This window comes from Streptococcus sp. HMSC066F10, from assembly GCF_001813805.1.
Taxonomy (GTDB): domain Bacteria; phylum Bacillota; class Bacilli; order Lactobacillales; family Streptococcaceae; genus Streptococcus; species Streptococcus vaginalis.
In genome coordinates, this window is record NZ_KV813989.1 from 16,176 (window position 1) to 32,631 (window position 16,456).

The 16,456-nt window shown below is 38.2% G+C and carries 9 protein-coding genes and 4 pseudogenes; 12 read left to right on the forward strand and 1 reads right to left on the reverse strand.

Annotated features, from left to right (window positions below; all coding sequences use genetic code 11):
• The first annotated feature begins 46 nt into the window (after nucleotides 1–46).
• Nucleotides 47–2,347: pseudogene (locus tag HMPREF2933_RS06355) on the forward strand (HAD-IC family P-type ATPase).
• Between the two features lie 44 nt (nucleotides 2,348–2,391).
• On the opposite strand, the gene HMPREF2933_RS06360 reads toward HMPREF2933_RS06355, so the two are convergent.
• The gene (locus tag HMPREF2933_RS06360; protein WP_042754001.1) at nucleotides 2,392–2,745 is read right to left on the reverse strand and encodes a DUF3397 family protein; all 354 of its coding nucleotides are present in this window, start codon (nucleotides 2,743–2,745) and stop codon (nucleotides 2,392–2,394) included.
• Between the two features lie 162 nt (nucleotides 2,746–2,907).
• Here HMPREF2933_RS06360 and rplK point away from each other — a divergent pair, with 162 nt between their 5' ends.
• From rplK to HMPREF2933_RS06415, 11 genes and pseudogenes are all read left to right on the forward strand, one after another.
• Nucleotides 2,908–3,333 (forward strand): 50S ribosomal protein L11, encoded by a 426-nt coding sequence (gene rplK, locus HMPREF2933_RS06365; RefSeq protein WP_003025466.1) that lies wholly within the window; start codon nucleotides 2,908–2,910, stop codon nucleotides 3,331–3,333.
• Between the two features lie 90 nt (nucleotides 3,334–3,423).
• Complete coding sequence (gene rplA / locus HMPREF2933_RS06370) at nucleotides 3,424–4,113, forward strand: 50S ribosomal protein L1 (RefSeq protein ID WP_024051988.1); 690 nt, start codon at nucleotides 3,424–3,426, stop codon at nucleotides 4,111–4,113.
• A 227-nt stretch (nucleotides 4,114–4,340) separates the two neighbouring features.
• Nucleotides 4,341–7,010: pseudogene (gene acnA / locus HMPREF2933_RS06375) on the forward strand (aconitate hydratase AcnA).
• Nucleotides 7,007–8,124: pseudogene (locus HMPREF2933_RS06380) on the forward strand (citrate synthase). The pseudogenes acnA and HMPREF2933_RS06380 overlap by 4 nt, the downstream one beginning before the upstream one ends.
• Before the next feature lies 1 nt (nucleotide 8,125).
• Nucleotides 8,126–9,312, forward strand: a pseudogene (gene icd / locus HMPREF2933_RS06385) (NADP-dependent isocitrate dehydrogenase).
• 223 nt (nucleotides 9,313–9,535) lie between these two features.
• Nucleotides 9,536–10,276: a UMP kinase gene (gene pyrH / locus HMPREF2933_RS06390; RefSeq protein ID WP_003025453.1), complete on the forward strand. Its 741-nt coding sequence runs from the start codon at nucleotides 9,536–9,538 to the stop codon at nucleotides 10,274–10,276.
• A gap of 3 nt (nucleotides 10,277–10,279) precedes the next feature.
• The gene (gene frr, locus HMPREF2933_RS06395) at nucleotides 10,280–10,837 is read left to right on the forward strand and encodes a ribosome recycling factor (protein ID WP_070672652.1); all 558 of its coding nucleotides are present in this window, start codon (nucleotides 10,280–10,282) and stop codon (nucleotides 10,835–10,837) included.
• A gap of 338 nt (nucleotides 10,838–11,175) precedes the next feature.
• A complete protein-coding gene (cvfB, locus tag HMPREF2933_RS06400) occupies nucleotides 11,176–12,030 on the forward strand; it encodes an RNA-binding virulence regulatory protein CvfB (protein ID WP_024051982.1) in 855 nt (284 codons plus the stop codon).
• A gap of 80 nt (nucleotides 12,031–12,110) precedes the next feature.
• Complete coding sequence (locus tag HMPREF2933_RS06405) at nucleotides 12,111–13,688, forward strand: type I restriction-modification system subunit M (RefSeq protein ID WP_070672655.1); 1,578 nt, start codon at nucleotides 12,111–12,113, stop codon at nucleotides 13,686–13,688.
• Nucleotides 13,678–14,673 carry a virulence RhuM family protein gene (locus HMPREF2933_RS06410; RefSeq protein ID WP_070672658.1) on the forward strand — a complete coding sequence of 332 codons (996 nt, stop codon included), beginning with the start codon at nucleotides 13,678–13,680 and terminating at the stop codon, nucleotides 14,671–14,673. Before HMPREF2933_RS06405 ends, HMPREF2933_RS06410 begins: the two co-directional genes overlap by 11 nt.
• Nucleotides 14,673–16,418 carry a restriction endonuclease subunit S gene (locus HMPREF2933_RS06415; protein ID WP_070672661.1) on the forward strand — a complete coding sequence of 582 codons (1,746 nt, stop codon included), beginning with the start codon at nucleotides 14,673–14,675 and terminating at the stop codon, nucleotides 16,416–16,418. The genes HMPREF2933_RS06410 and HMPREF2933_RS06415 overlap by 1 nt, the downstream gene beginning before the upstream one ends.
• The last annotated feature ends 38 nt before the right edge of the window (nucleotides 16,419–16,456 follow it).

The following is a 16,456-nucleotide window of genomic DNA, read 5'->3' on the forward strand; positions in this document are numbered from 1 at the left end:
AGAACAGATATACACAGGGCTTAGCCAATAAAAGGTTGAAGAACGAATTCAAAAAGGCTTAGTCAATAAAGTAATAGTTAGCACGGAAAAAACAACTTGGCAAATCATTCAGTCGAATGTGTTTACTTATTTTAATTTTATATTTTTTGTCCTTGCTATGTTGCTAGTTATTGTACAATCATGGAATAATTTACTTTTTTTACCTATTCTTATTATCAATTCTTTGATTGGAATTGTTCAAGAGCTTAGAGCGCGCAAAATATTGAGCAACATGCAGTTACTTCATCACTATACAGCGATTGCAGTGCGAGACGGTAAAGAAATCCAACTAGAGACAAAAGATTTAGTACAAGATGATATCGTTCTTTTCTCGGCAGGGGACCAAATCTATGCAGATGCTAAGATTGTATCAGGTGAATTGAAAGTCAATGAATCACAGTTGATAGGATAAGCGGATGAAATAGCAAAGCAAATAAGTGATACAGTTATGTCAGGCAGTTTTGTCGTATCTGGTAAAGCCTATGCTCGCTTGGAAAAAGTAGGTGATGAATCCTATATCAATCAACTGACGTTGAAAGCAAAAGAAGTCTCTGGAAAAGAAGAATCTGAAATGGTACGTTCGGTCAATAATTTGGTTAAAGTGATTGGATTTTTGATTATTCCTTTAGGGCTTCTTCTATTTTTCCAAAGTTATGTGACCAATCACGAAAGTTTTCAAGTTAGTATTGTCTCCACGGTAGGAGCTATTATTGGGATGATTCCAGAAGGGCTTTATCTTTTGATGACTCTAGCGCTGGCTTTGGGATCAGCTAGTCTAGCAAGACAGCAGGTTTTATTAAACAGTATGAAGGGGATTGAGTCTCTTTCTCGTGTAGATGTTTTGTGTGTAGATAAGACAGGAACCATTACGGAAAATACGATGAAAGTTGCACAAGTACTCTCTGTTCAGCAAGACAAGAATGCTTCGCAGGAAGCTCTTAAACAATATCTGGTAGCAAGTCCAGATGAAAATGAAACGATTGCAGCGATTCGAGACTTTTTTGTTTCAGAAGTAGTAGAAAAGGCTTGGACCGTAGTGAAAACCTTTCCGTTTAGTTCAAAGACCAAGTTTGGTGCTATTTCTTTCAAAGAAGGCAATTTTATTTTAGGTGCTCCAGAGTTTGTATTAAAAGAAAAGTTGGAAGAATATCGCAGCTATTTTCAACAATATGCAGAAAGCGGCTCACGTGTTCTTGTTTTTGCTGAATCAAAAGATCAACCATTTACAGGTGATTTGACTCAAACAGTAGAACCCCTACTCTTCATCTTATTAGAAAATCCAATTCGAGAAAATGCAGCCGAGACCTTTTCATATTTTGATGTTCAAGGTGTGGAAGTCAAAGTTATTTCAGGAGATAATCCTGTCACAGTTGCTGCAGTGGCTACCAAAGCAGAGATTCCTCATGCTGAAAATTATGTAGATGCGCAAAACTTGGATACTGATGAAAAAATCACTCAAGCAGTTGAAAAATATACGGTCTTTGGTCGAGTGACCCCTCAACAGAAACAAAAATTAGTTCAAGCACTTCAAGCTAATCAACATAAAGTTGCAATGACAGGTGACGGTGTAAATGATATTTTAGCAATGAAGACTGCAGATTGCAGCATTGCTATGGAGTCAGGCAACGGTGCTACCAAACAGATTGCACAAGTTGTTTTGCTGGATTCTGACTTTTCGCATATGCCGCATATTGTGGCAGAAGGACGTAGGGTTGTCAATAACATTCAGCGTTCCGCTAGTTTATTTCTTGTAAAAAATATCTTTTCCATTTCACTAGCTATTTTGTCCAGTTTGTTTGCTTTTACCTATCCTTTGCAAGCATCACAAGTTTCCTTGATTAGTGCGTTCACTATTGGTATACCTGGATTTATGTTAGCTTTGGAGCCCAACAAGCAGCGCATTCGAGGGCGTTTCATAAGAACGGTTTTACAGAATGCGATACCAGCAGCTTTTGTTGATTTATTGGCCGTTTTGATTGTCATGGCTTGTGGTCGGATTTTTCGATTATCTACGCAAGAAGTTGCGACATCATCTGTTATCTTATTAGCAGTGGTTGGTTTCATTATCATCATCAAGCTTATTCAGCCGCTCAATCGAATGAAAACTATTGTCGTACTCTTTAACCTCATCGGCTTAGTGATTTCGGGCTTGTTATTTCACTCTATTTTTTTGTTATCCAAAATCTCACCGATTACCATTATCCTCACAGTCATTCTCTCCTTAATGTTAGAATCACTCATGAGACTGTTCCAATTCATAACAAATAAGTTATTTGCTCTATTTGATAAGTTCTCAACAAAATATTAAATATAAAAATATCGGAAGCAGATGAGTCTGTCCGATATTTTTTATTATTTTGTTAAAAATAAGCCAATCACCATGGCGAGGTAGAGAAAGAAGGTCAAAATAAAACCAGCTCGCCAGAAAAATTTAAAGAACTTAGGATAGTAAAAACTGCGTTTAATTCGAAGAAAGTAGACAGTAATGGCAATTGCTAAGGCAGAAAGGGCTAATGCTAATTCTGGCAAGAAACTGTGGTAGAAAGCTCTATCAGAGATGACATAGAATTCCAACACAAAAAGTGGAAAAGCCAAATCTGCAAAATTCCAGCCAAATCGTTTCAAGCGAAATAATTTAGTAATAATAATGGTTAAAATAATAGTTAAAAAGATAAATAAAATAGATGCGATTTTTAATAATGTCATACACATATTTTACCACAAAAATCGAGAAAAATAGAGAATTTTTTTAGTATTTTTTCTTGCAATTTAGTCGTTTTAGTGTATAATAGAAAGGTATGCAAGAAGCATACTTGTGGGAGGTAAAAATCTTACATTACCGCCAAAACCACAAAGGAGGATTTAAAGATGGCTAAAAAAGTCGAAAAACTTGTAAAATTGCAAATTCCTGCTGGTAAAGCTACTCCAGCTCCACCAGTTGGTCCTGCGCTTGGTCAAGCCGGTATCAACATCATGGGATTCACAAAAGAGTTCAACGCTCGTACAGCTGATCAAGCTGGTATGATTATCCCAGTTGTTATCTCAGTATATGAAGACAAATCATTTACTTTCGTAACAAAGACACCGCCAGCTGCTGTTCTTTTGAAAAAAGCTGCAGGTGTTGAAAAAGGATCAGGTACACCAAACAAAACAAAAGTTGCAACAGTTACTCGTGCACAAGTACAAGAAATTGCTGAAACTAAGATGCCAGATTTGAACGCTGCAAACCTTGAGTCTGCAATGCGTATGATCGAAGGTACTGCTCGTTCTATGGGATTCACTGTTGTTGACTAATCAATAACACCCAAACCCGCAAGACTTCATCATTTCGAGAAGGACGTGGGAGATGAAAATCGATTGAACCACTTACAAGGAGAATAGAAAATGGCTAAAAAAAGCAAACAACTTCGTGCTGCTCTTGAAAAAATCGACAGCACAAAAGCATACAGTGTAGAAGAAGCTGTAGCACTTGCAAAAGAAACAAACTTTGCAAAATTTGACGCAACTGTAGAAGTTGCTTATAACTTGAACATTGATGTGAAAAAAGCGGATCAACAAATCCGTGGTGCAATGGTTCTTCCAAACGGAACTGGTAAAACTCAACGTGTGCTTGTTTTTGCACGTGGTGCAAAAGCAGAAGAAGCAAAAGCTGCTGGTGCAGACTTCGTTGGTGAAGATGACCTCGTTGCAAAAATCAACGGTGGCTGGCTTGACTTTGATGTCGTAATTGCTACACCTGATATGATGGCACTTGTCGGACGTCTTGGACGTATCCTTGGACCACGTAACTTGATGCCAAACCCTAAAACTGGTACTGTAACAATGGATGTTGCAAAAGCAGTTGAAGAGTCTAAAGGTGGTAAAATTACTTACCGTGCAGATCGTGCAGGTAACGTACAAGCTATCATTGGTAAAGTTTCATTTGACGCTGATAAGTTGCTTGAAAACTTCAAAGCATTCCACGATGTGATTGCAAAAGCTAAACCAGCTACAGTAAAAGGAACTTACATAACAAATCTTACTATCACCACTACTCAAGGTGTGGGTATTAAGGTTGATGTTAACTCACTTTAATTTAGAATCTAAAACTCTATCTTCGGATGGAGTTTTTCTTTTGCAAAATCAAAAGCATTGGATTGATGAAATTCATCGCTTTTTTATGCTTTGGATTTTTTGGCGAATACATATTTGAAATAGTAAACGAAAACCAGTAATGTTATATTTTCTTACATGTTTTTATAAAAACTATTGCATGAATTTTTGTAAAATATAAAATAATTATTCCTAGTGGGAGGTTTCTCATGCTAACATATAAATCTATATTATATCAAGATAAGCGAGAATATAGCTATATTGATCTCGAAAAAGTTGCATTAGATATGGGTGGAGACTTAGACAATCTTCCTTATTCTATTCGCATATTATTAGAAAGTCTTTTGCGAAAAGAAGATGGCGATGTTGTGAGAAAACATCACATAGAGAATCTAATGCACTATCAAGCTGTTAAACCGAGAGGTGAAGTGCCCTTTAAACCAAGTCGTGTTATTTTACAGGATTTTACGGGAGTACCAGTTGTTGTTGACTTGGCAAGTATGCGCGATGCAGTTGTAACAAATGGGGGAGATCCAGAACTTATCAATCCTGAAATTCCTGTGGATTTAGTCATTGACCATAGTGTGCAAGTTGATTGTTATGGCTGTGAGACTGCTTTGGAAGAAAATATAACAAAATAATTTTCACGTAATAATGAGCGGTATGAATTTTTGAAATGGGCTGAGCAATCTTTTGATAATTATCGTGCAGTTCCACCTGCAACTGGGATTATTCACCAAGTTAATATTGAATTCCTTAGTGATGTTGTTATTGAAAAAGACGGCATGCTTTATCCAGATTCAATGTTTGGAACAGACAGTCATACAACAATGATCAATGGAATAGGGGTTCTTGGCTGGGGAGTTGGAGGAATTGAAGCAGAGGCTGCTATGTTGGGAGAAGCTTCTTATTTTCCAGTTCCAGAAGTGATTGGTGTACGCTTAGTTGGGGAATTGCCTAAGATTACAACGGCAACTGACTTAGCTTTAAAAGTAACACAACGATTACGACAAGAAAATGTAGTTGGAAAATTTGTAGAATACTTTGGGGAAGGACTAGCAACACTTGGTTTGGCAGACCGCGCAACAGTTGCAAATATGGCGCCAGAATATGGAGCAACCTGCGGTTACTTTCCTATTGATGAAGAGACCCTTCATTATATGCGACTAACAAATCGGAAAGAATAACATATTGCGTTAACGAGGCTCTATGTCCAAAAGAATAATTTATTTTATGATGAAAAAGTGGAGCCAATTTATTCAAAAATTGTTGAGATTGATTTGTCCACCATTGTTCCGAGTATTTCTGGTCCCAAACGGCCACAGGATTTAATTGAATTGACAAAGGCTAAGTAAGAATTTCAAGCGAGTCTTATCCGAGAAGTGGGTGTTCGAGGTTTTGGTTTGCCAAGAGAGGAATTGAGGAAAACAGCGACGGTATTGTTTGATGATTATGAAGAAGAGATTAAAACGGGTCATGTCGCTATTGCAGCAATTACTAGTTGTACTAATACCTCCAACCCATATGTCTTAATGGCGGCAGGCTTAGTAGCTAAACGTGCTGTGGAAAAAGGATTACGTGTTTCAAAAACAGTCAAAACGTCACTTGCACCAGGCAGTAAGGTTGTTACGGCCTATTTGAAGGAGAGTGGTCTCCAAGTCTATCTGGACAAATTAGGTTTTAATGTTGTTGGATATGGCTGCACCACTTGCATTGGCAATTCTGGAAATTTGTTACCAGAAGTGGCAAAAGCAATTACGGATACGGATTTACTTGCTAGCGCTGTCCTATCAGGTAATCGGAATTTTGAAGGACGAATCAATCCTTTGGTTAAAGCAAATTTTTTAGCTAGTCCGCCACTGGTGGTCGCTTATGCTTTAGCTGGGAATGCAAATATTGATTTAACAAGTGCACCGCTTGGATATGATAGGAATGGACTACCTGTTTACTTCATGGATCTTATGCCAAATCATGATTTGGTAGCAGACTATGTACAAAAATACGTTACCAGTAGTTTGTTTAAAAAAGAGTATGAGCATGTTTTTACTGATAGTGAAAAATGGAATCAAATTTCAACAACAAAATCGAAAATCTATCATTGGAATCAAGCCTCTACTTATATACAAAATCCTCCTTACTTTGATGGCTTGGAAGATGATACAAACATTCAAACGTTGAAAAATCTAGCTGTTTTAGCAAAATTTGGAGATACGATTACGACAGATCATATTTCTCCAGCAGGAAATATTGCTAGAAATAGTCCAGCAGCATCATATCTAGAGGAACATGGTGTAAGCTATCAAGACTTTAATTCTTATGGTAGTCGTCGCGGGAATCATGAAGTGATGATGAGAGGCACCTTTGCCAATATTCGGATAAAAAATGAACTAGCAGCTGGAAAACTTGGTGGTTATACAAAGTATAAGGGTGAACTGATGCCGATTTATGAAGCTGCTATGTGTTATAAGAAAGAAAAAGTGGATACGATTATTTTGGCAGGTCGAGATTATGGTATGGGTTCTAGTCGTGATTGGGCAGCTAAAGGAGCAAATCTTTTAGGTGTTAAAGTGGTTTTAGCTGAAAGTTTTGAAAGAATTCATCGTTCCAATTTAGTCATGATGGGCATTCTTCCTCTTCAATATTTGGACGGCGAAAATGCTCAAAATATTGGATTAACTGGAAAAGAAATATTTGATATTCAATTGCCGAAAGAGCCACAGGTAGGGCAAGTCATAACGGTTATTGCAAAAGAAGGCGATCGAATCACACGATTTAAAGCACGTCTTCGTTTTGATGCAGATGCGGATATTCGTTATTATGAAAATGGGGGAATTTTACCAATGGTGGTTAGAAAGAAATTGCAAGAGGTAAAACAATGACACAAAGCAATGGTTTAAAAGATACGATTGCCTGTGAGACTCGTATCAGTCAGATTATAGATGATACTCTTTCTTATGCAGTCTATAATATTTCAGAATTGATGGAGAATAATGCAAGTTTTGAAGAAGTCATTTACCTACTTTGGAATTTACATTTGCCAACTCAGATTGAATTGAAACATTTTGTGAACGATTTACGTGCCAACTATGCCCTTAGTGATGCGGTGGAACAATGTATTCTCATCCAGTCGCGCAAGCATCTGCATCCAATGAGTGTATTGCGTTCTACAGTTAGTCTTTTAGGAGTCTATAATATCCATGCCGAAGAGACGTCTCTAGAAGCAACTTATGAACAAAGTATTCAATTGATGGCTAAGATTCCAACGATTATTGCAACATTTACAAGGTTGAGATTGGGACAAACTCCGATTGAACTGAGAAAAGATTTAGGATTTGCGGCGAACTTTTTATATATGTTAAATGGGCAGGAACCAACAGAATTAGAAATTCAAGCTTTCAATCGTGCTTTGGTTCTTCATGCAGATCACGAGTTAAATGCTTCAACTTTTGCAGAGCGGGTCTGTGCTTCCACTTTAACCGATATTTATTCTTGTGTGACGGCGGCAATCAGCGCTTTAAAAGGGTCACTTCATGGAGGTGCCAACGAATGCGTCTTTGACATGTTAAAGGAAATTAAAGCCGAGGGAGATACGAATGCATATTTGGATCGAAAATTAGCCTCACATGAAAAAATCATGGGCTTTGGTCATCGTGTTTATAAAACACAGGATCCTCGTGAAAAATATTTGCGAGAAATGGCAGAGGAATTGACAAAGGGAACAGAAAAAGAAATTTGGTACAGATTTCAGAAGAAATCGAACGTTATATGAAGCACACCAAGTATTTAATACCGAATGTAGATTTTTACTCAGCAACGGTTTATCATGTTTTAGGTATTGACAGTAGTATCTATACATTGATTTTTGCAATGAGTCGGGTGTCTGGCTGGATTGCCCACATTCAAGAACAGCGCAAAAATAATAAGTTGATTAGACCTCGCTCTCATTATGTTGGCGCTCAAAATTTACATTATATTCCTATTGGGAGGAGATAAAATGGCAGAAAGAATTCGTCTTGTGAATAAGCAGTTGCTAGTTCCAGATAATCCCATTATCCCTTATATCGAAGGTGATGGAATTGGGCACGACATTTGGAAAGATGCACAGCTTGTCTTGGATAAAGCGGTGGAGATAGTTTATGGAAGCAGTAGAAAGATTTTTTGGAAAGAGATATTGGCGGGAGAAAAAGCCTTTCGTTTGACAGGAGAATGGTTGCCAGAAGAGACTTTAACGACAATTCAGCATCATTTGGTTGCGATTAAAGGTCCTATTACAACTCCTGTTGGTGGTGGCATTCGTTCTTTAAATGTTGCCTTGCGTCAAGAACTAGATCTCTACGCTTGTGTACGTCCCGTACGGTATTTTGCGGGCGTTCCTAGCCCACTACGACATCCTAAAAGACGAATATGACAATTTTTCGTGAAAATACCGAAGATATTTATGCAGGAATTGAATGGGAAGGTGAGTCTGATGAGGCTCAACAAGTGATACAATTTTTACAAAAGGAAATGGGAATTGATAAAATTCGTTTTCCGAAGACGAGTGCTATTGGCATTAAACCAATTTCACGCCAAGGAAGTGAACGGTTGATTCGTGCAGCGATTCATTATGCTCTATCTGCCAATGTAAAAAACGTAACTCTGGTTCATAAAGGGAATATCCAAAAATTTACAGAAGGTGGTTTCAGAAAATGGGGATATGAGCTTGCTGAGAAGGAGTTTGCAAAGGAATTAGTAGCTGGAAAATTGATTGTGACAGATGTGATTGCAGATAATTTTTTACAACAAATTCTATTAAATCCTGAAAAATTTCAAGTAGTAGCTTTGACAAATTTGAATGGGGATTATGTTAGTGATGCTCTGGCTGCTCAAGTCGGCGGCATTGGTATTGCTCCTGGAGCTAATATCAATTATGAAACAGGTCATGCTATTTTTGAAGCAACGCATGGAACGGCTCCTGATATCGCAGATCAAAATAAAGCAAATCCTTGTTCACTTTTATTGTCTGCCTGCATGATGTTTGATTACATTGGATGGTCCGAAGCTGCGCAAGTTATTATAAAAGCAATTGAAAAAGCGTTAGCACTTCAAAAGATGACAGATGATTTTGCTAGTCAGATAGAAGGTGTCCCTGCGCTTTCAACGAGTGATTTCACTCAGGTTTTATTAGATTTTTTAGCTTAGGTTCTGATTTTTACACATGAAACAAACGGCAAAGAAGCTGAGACAAAAGTTTCTGATTTCAATATTCGTTGCATAATGAATGAACGACACCATAGCTGGTTGCTCAAATAGCGTGGCAAACTATCTTCTCCCTTTTATCGAAATTTTTATTTTTTAAAGAATTTGACTATATAAAAATCTCAAAATATGGTAAAATAGTACAGATAAAATAAGGAGAATAAAAATGGTAGCCCCGAAATATAAACGTATTTTAATCAAATTATCAGGTGAAGCTCTTGCTGGTGAGAAAGGTATTGGAATTAACATTTCAACCGTTCAAAAAATGGCAGAGGAAATCAAGGAAGTACATGATTTGGGTATTGAAATTGCCCTTGTTATCGGCGGTGGGAATCTCTGGCGTGGAGAGCCTGCGGCAGAAGCAGGAATGGATCGTGTGCAGGCTGATTACACAGGAATGTTAGGAACAGTCATGAACGCTCTGGTTATGGCTGATTCCCTTCAACAAGTGGGGGTGGATACGCGCGTACAAACAGCGATTGCGATGCAGCAAGTAGCAGAACCTTATATTCGTGGACGCGCTCTGCGACACTTGGAAAAAGGACGTATCGTTATCTTCGGTGCTGGAGTTGGTTCTCCCTACTTCTCAACAGATACAACAGCTGCCCTTCGCGCGGCTGAGATTGAAGCTGATGCGATTCTGATGGCAAAAAATGGTGTAGATGGTGTTTATAACGCTGATCCGAAGAAAGATAAGACTGCGGTGAAATTTGATGAATTAACCCACCGTGACGTGATTAACAAAGGTCTTCGTATCATGGATTCAACGGCTTCTACTCTTTCAATGGATAATGACATTGACCTTGTTGTCTTTAATATGAACGAACCTGGTAATATCAAACGCGTTGTCTTTGGTGAGCAAATCGGAACAACCGTTTCAAATAATGTAGAAAAAGAAGAGGAATAAGTTATGGCAAATGCAATTGTAGAAAAAGCGAAAGAAAGAATGACACAATCACACCAAAGTTTAGCGCGTGAATTTGGTAGCATTCGTGCTGGTCGTGCGAATGCCAGCCTTTTGGATCGGATTTCAGTTGAGTATTATGGAGTGGAAACTCCACTTAATCAAATCGCGTCTATCACGATTCCTGAAGCGCGTGTCCTTTTGGTGACGCCGTTTGACAAATCTTCTATCAAAGATATTGAGCGCGCACTCAACGCTTCTGATCTTGGTATTACCCCTGCGAGTGACGGTACGGTTATTCGTTTGGTCATTCCCGCTTTGACAGAAGAAACTCGCCTTGATCTTGCTAAGGAAGTGAAGAAAGTCGGTGAAAATGCTAAAATTGCTATTCGTAATATCCGCCGTGACGCCATGGATGAAGCAAAAAAGCAAGAAAAAGCAAAAGAAATTACTGAAGATGAATTGAAAACACTTGAAAAAGATATTCAAAAAGTGACAGATGAGGCTGTTAAGCATATTGATGATATGACTGCCAGCAAGGAAAAAGAATTGATTGAAGTGTAAGCTTTTCTCTGTATGTAGTAAAAAATAGAAAGCAAGGAGGGTGGGACGAAATCAGTCGTTTCCTAGAAACTTGACTCTTCGCAAAGTTGAGTAGGGCTGTAAAAGTTGATTTATCAACGAGTTAGAACCCACTCAGCAGTGATTGATTAGGCACTAAAGTGCCAAATAATTGTGTATGAGAAACTCTAATTGACTAAAGTCAACGTAGTTTCTCCAAATCACTACGTCTTAGAATGATAACTATATAAACAAAGGAAGCTGAACACTTTTGTTCCAGCTTCTTCTTTTGAAGTAGGAAGAAAGTTTCATATCCGCTTCGAACGATAGAAAGATGAAAAATGAATACAAATCTTGCAACATTTATAACAGGTCTTGTAACCGATGAAAATAATCGTTTTTACTTTGTTCAAAAAGATGGGCAGACATATGCTTTAGCTAAAGAAGAGGGGGAGCATCAACTGGGCGAATCGGTCAAGGGCTTTGCCTACAGCGACATGAAGCAGAAACTTCGCTTGACGACTCTTGATGTAACAGCGACCCAGACGACTTTTGGCTGGGGAACAGTGACGGATGTTCGTAAGGACTTAGGTGTTTTTGTTGACACAGGACTTCCAGATAAGCAAATTGTAGTGTCCCTTGACATTTTGCCAGAAATAAAAGAACTTTGGCCTAAAAAAGGCGATTGCCTCTATATCCGTCTGGATGTGGATAAAAAAGACCGCATTTGGGGGCTTTTGGCCTACCAAGAAGATTTCCAGAAATTAGCTCGTCCAGCTTATAATAATATGCAAAATCAAAATTGGCCGGCTATTGTTTATCGTTTGAAGTTATCTGGAACCTTTGTCTATCTGCCTGAAAATAACATGCTGGGCTTTATCCATCCCAGCGAGCGCTATGCTGAGCCGCGTCTGGGACAGGTATTGGATGTGCGTGTCATTGGTTTTCGTGAGGTGGATAGGACTTTGAACCTTTCGCTCAAACCACGCTCTTTTGAAATGCTGGAAAATGATGCTCAGATGATCCTGACTTATCTGGAGACTAACGGTGGCTTCATGACCTTGAATGATAAGTCAGCTCCAGAGGATATTAAGGCGACTTTCGGCATTTCCAAGGGACAGTTTAAAAAAGCCCTGGGTGGCCTCATGAAAGCTGGTAAGATTAAACAGAACGCGACTGGGACGGAGTTGATTTAAAAAGAAAATGCTTGTTGTCAATTGAAACAAGCATTTGTTTTTTGTACAATAGAGAGTAGTAAGAAAATGAAGGAATGAATATGGCGAAACATAATAATGAAGCGAGTCAGAGAGCAGAGTTGCACCGAAAAATATGGGCAATTGCTGATGATGTAAGGGGGGCAGTCGATGGATGGGATTTCAAGCAGTATGTACTCGGAATTCTTTTCTATCGTTTTATCTCAGAAAACATGTCTGCTTATTTTGATAAAGCGGAGCATGAAGCGGGTGATTTGGACTTTCGTTATGCAGACTTGAGTGATGAGGAAGCAGAAGAAGATTTTCGTCCAGATACAGTTGAGGACAAAGGTTTTTTCATCCTTCCCAGTCAATTATTTGAAAATGTTGTGAGGCATGCTGCTGAAAATGATGATCTGAATATAGAGTTGGCTCAAATTTTCAAAGACATTGAAGCATCTGCGATAGGTTTTAAGTCAGAAGAAGATATTAAGGGCTTATTTGATAATTTGGATACCCGCAGTAATATCCTGGGAGGAACAGTAAAAGAAAAAAATAAACGTCTTTCGGATATTTTAAATGGTATTAATAGTATTAATTTTGGAAATTTTGAAGAAAATGATATTGATGCCTTTGGGGATGCTTATGAGTTCTTGATTTCCAACTATGCCAGTAACGCAGGGAAAAGCGGGGGTGAATTTTTTACACCACAGACAGTATCTAAACTGTTAGCTCGACTAGTCATGGTCGGCAAGGACAAGATTAATAAGGTCTATGACCCGACCTGTGGTTCGGGCTCACTCTTGCTTCAGATGAAAAAACAATATGAAGAACATATCTTGGAGGACGGTTTCTTTGGTCAAGAAATCAATATGACCAACTATAACTTAGCTCGTATGAATATGTTCTTGCATAATATTAACTATAATAGTTTCAATATAAAGAGAGGGGACACACTTTTAAACCCTCAGCATCTGGAAGAAAAGCCTTTTGATGCCATCGTGTCGAACCCACCCTATTCTGTCAAATGGGTGGGAGATGGAGATCCAACTCTAATAAATGATGATCGTTTTGCACCAGCTGGCAAGTTAGCACCCAAGTCAAAAGCTGACTTTGCCTTTATCATGCATAGTCTCAATCATTTGTCCAATAAAGGTCGGGCAGCTATTGTTTGTTTCCCAGGTATTTTCTATCGTGGAGGTGCTGAAAAGACCATTCGTCAGTATCTGGTAGATAACAACTTTGTTGAGGCAGTCATTGCTCTTCCAGACAATCTCTTCTTTGGAACTTCTATCGCAACGACAATCTTGGTTTTGGCGAAAAATAAAGTGGAAAATAAAACTCTCTTTATTGATGCGAGTAAGGAATTCAAAAAAGAGACTAATAACAATGTCTTGACGGATAGCAATATCGAGCATATAGTTGAATTATTCTCTAATTATCAAAATGTTGACTATAAATCTGCTCTTGTTGATAATGATGTGATTGGCTCAGAGCAGGATTACAACCTGTCTGTCTCAACCTATGTCGAACAAGAAGACACACGTGAGAAGATTGATATTGATGTGCTCAATAAAGAAATCGCTGAGACTGTTGCCAAGATTGACCACTTGCGTGCAGAGATAGATAAGATTGTAGAGGAATTGAGCCATGGCAAATGATGTGATTCTCTATAGAACAGATGACGGAGAGTCCGCTATTGAGCTTCACTTAGATAATGGAACAGTCTGGCTGACCCAACAAGAACTAGCTGAACTCTTTCAGACTTCCAAGCAAAATATTAGTAAACATATCAAGGCTATCTTTGATGATGGTGAATTATCGGAAGAGGCAACTGTCAACTATAAGTTGACAGTTCAAAATGAGGGGAATAGAAGTGTTCAGCGAAATGTTGCCTACTATAATCTCGATATGATTTTGGCGATTGGTTATCGAGTTCGATCTCCTCGTGGAATCCAGTTCAGACACTATGCTTCGACAGTCTTGAAAGAGTATCTGATCAAGGGCTTTGCCATGGATGATGAGCGCTTGAAAAACTTGGGTGGAGGCTCTTATTTTAAAGAACTCCTTGAGAGAATCCGAGACATTCGCTCGAGTGAAAAAGTCTTTTACCGTCAGGTTTTAGATCTTTTTGCGACATCAAGTGACTACAATGCAAATGCACCAGAGGCAAAGAAATTTTTTGCGACGGTGCAGAACAAGATGCATTACGCTATTCACCACAATACTGCGAGCGAACTCATCTACAATCGTGTTGATAGCGAAAAGGAGTTTATGGGCTTGACCACTTTTAAGGGAGACCTCCCTACTCTATCTGAAGCAAAAGTTGCCAAGAACTATCTGACAGAAAAGGAACTCCGTGGACTTAATCAGCTTGTATCAGGATATCTAGACTTTGCTGAAAGACAGGCAGAGCGAGAGGAAGTCATGACCATGGCGGACTGGGTGACACATGTAGATCGTATCCTTCAGGCTACTGGAGAAGACTTGCTGGATAACAGTGGTTCGATCTCTCGTGAACAGATGAAGCAGAAGGTAGATAAGGAATATAAGAGATACCAAGCCAAGACCCTTAGTCAAGTTGAAAAAGATTACCTCAAGGAAATTAAAAGCATTGAAAATCTAGCCAAGGAAGGAGGTAAGTGATGAACATCCTAGAAGAAAACCAGAACTGTCCCGTTGAGTGGAAAGAGTTGGGGGAAGTTTGTTCTGTTAAAAAAGGTAAACAACTAAATAAAAATTTATTGACAGAAGATGGATTATATCCTGCATATAATGGTGGACAAACTTATTCAGGAAGAACTAATGATTACAATGTGGAAGCTAATACAATCATTGTAAGTCAAGGTGGAGCTTCTGCGGGTTTTGTTAATTTTGTCGATACTAAATTTTGGGCTAATGCACATTGTTATTATATACTTCCTGATGAGACTCGAGTGAATAATAGATTTGTATATCATTTTGTAAAAATGAATCAGAAATATCTTATGGATTTTCAACATGGAGCGGGGATACCCGCGTTAAAAGCTGACAAATTGTCCAAACTATTACTCCCCATCCCTCCTCTAGAAATTCAAGAAAAAATTGTGCAAATACTTGACAAAATGACTGAATATGTTACAGAATTGGCCTCAGAATTGGCCTCAGAATTGGCCTCACGTAAAAAGCAATATTCTTATTATCGAGATAAACTTTTATCATTTGAGGATGAGGTTTATCAGGTTGAGTGGAAGACGTTGGGGGAAGTTGGTAAAGTTTCGATGTGTAGGAGAATCTTAAAAAATCAAACTTCGGATAATGGTGAGGTTCCTTTTTATAAAATTGGGACATTTGGTAAAGTTGCAACTTCTTATATTTCTAGAGAATTATTTGAAAACTATAAATTAAGGTTTTCTTATCCTAAATTGGGAGATATTTTAATTTCGGCGTCTGGTACTATTGGTCGAACAGTTGTATTTAATGGTGAGGATTCTTATTTTCAAGATTCTAACATTGTTTGGCTTGATCATGATGAGAGTCAAGTTCTAAATCGCTACCTATATTATTTTTATCAGATGAATCCTTGGAAAGTCTCAGATGGTGGGACGATCAGTAGGCTTTATAATGGAAATATAGAAAAAACAAGAATCCCAGTCCCCTCCCTCGAAATTCAATCACGCATTGTTCAAGTTCTAGACAATTTTGATATGGTTTGTAATGACCTAAACATCGGACTTCCCAAAGAGATTGAACTTCGTCAAAAACAGTATGAATATTTTAGAGAAAAACTCTTGACATTCGTCGCCGAAGGCGAGTACACTGAGAGTAGAGTAGAGGAGTGGGACAACTCTGCAATTATCAAACTTTTACAGTGGGTATTTGGTCCAATTCGAGTGAAGGTGGGACAAGTTGTCAATTTGCAACGTGGGAAACGTCTTGTTAGAAAGCAACTAACTACTTTAGGAAGTATTCCAGTTTATCAAAACAGTTTGACGCCTTTAGGATATTATACTGAATCAAACAGAGTGAAAAATACTAGCTTTGTAATTTGTGCAGGGGCGGCTGGTGAAATTGGGTATAGCGCTGTGGATTTTTGGGCAGCAGATGATGTCTACACATTAGAGACATCAGATAATATTTCTGATAAATTTATGTACTATGTCTTGTTAAGTAAGCAAGATAGACTCAAATCACAGGTTCGAAAGGCTAGTATTCCTAGATTATCTAAGGATGCTATTGATAAAGTAACGTTCTACTTACCATCCCTTACTGAACAAAAAAGAATAGTTTCCATTCTTGACCACTTCAATACCCTAACCACTTCTATTTCAGAAGGTCTTCCTAAAGAGATAGAACAGAGACAGAAACAGTATGAATACTGGCGGGAACAATTATTAAACTTCACTAGATAAATTCTTAAATTATTTTGAGAAAGAATCTTTATTAAAAC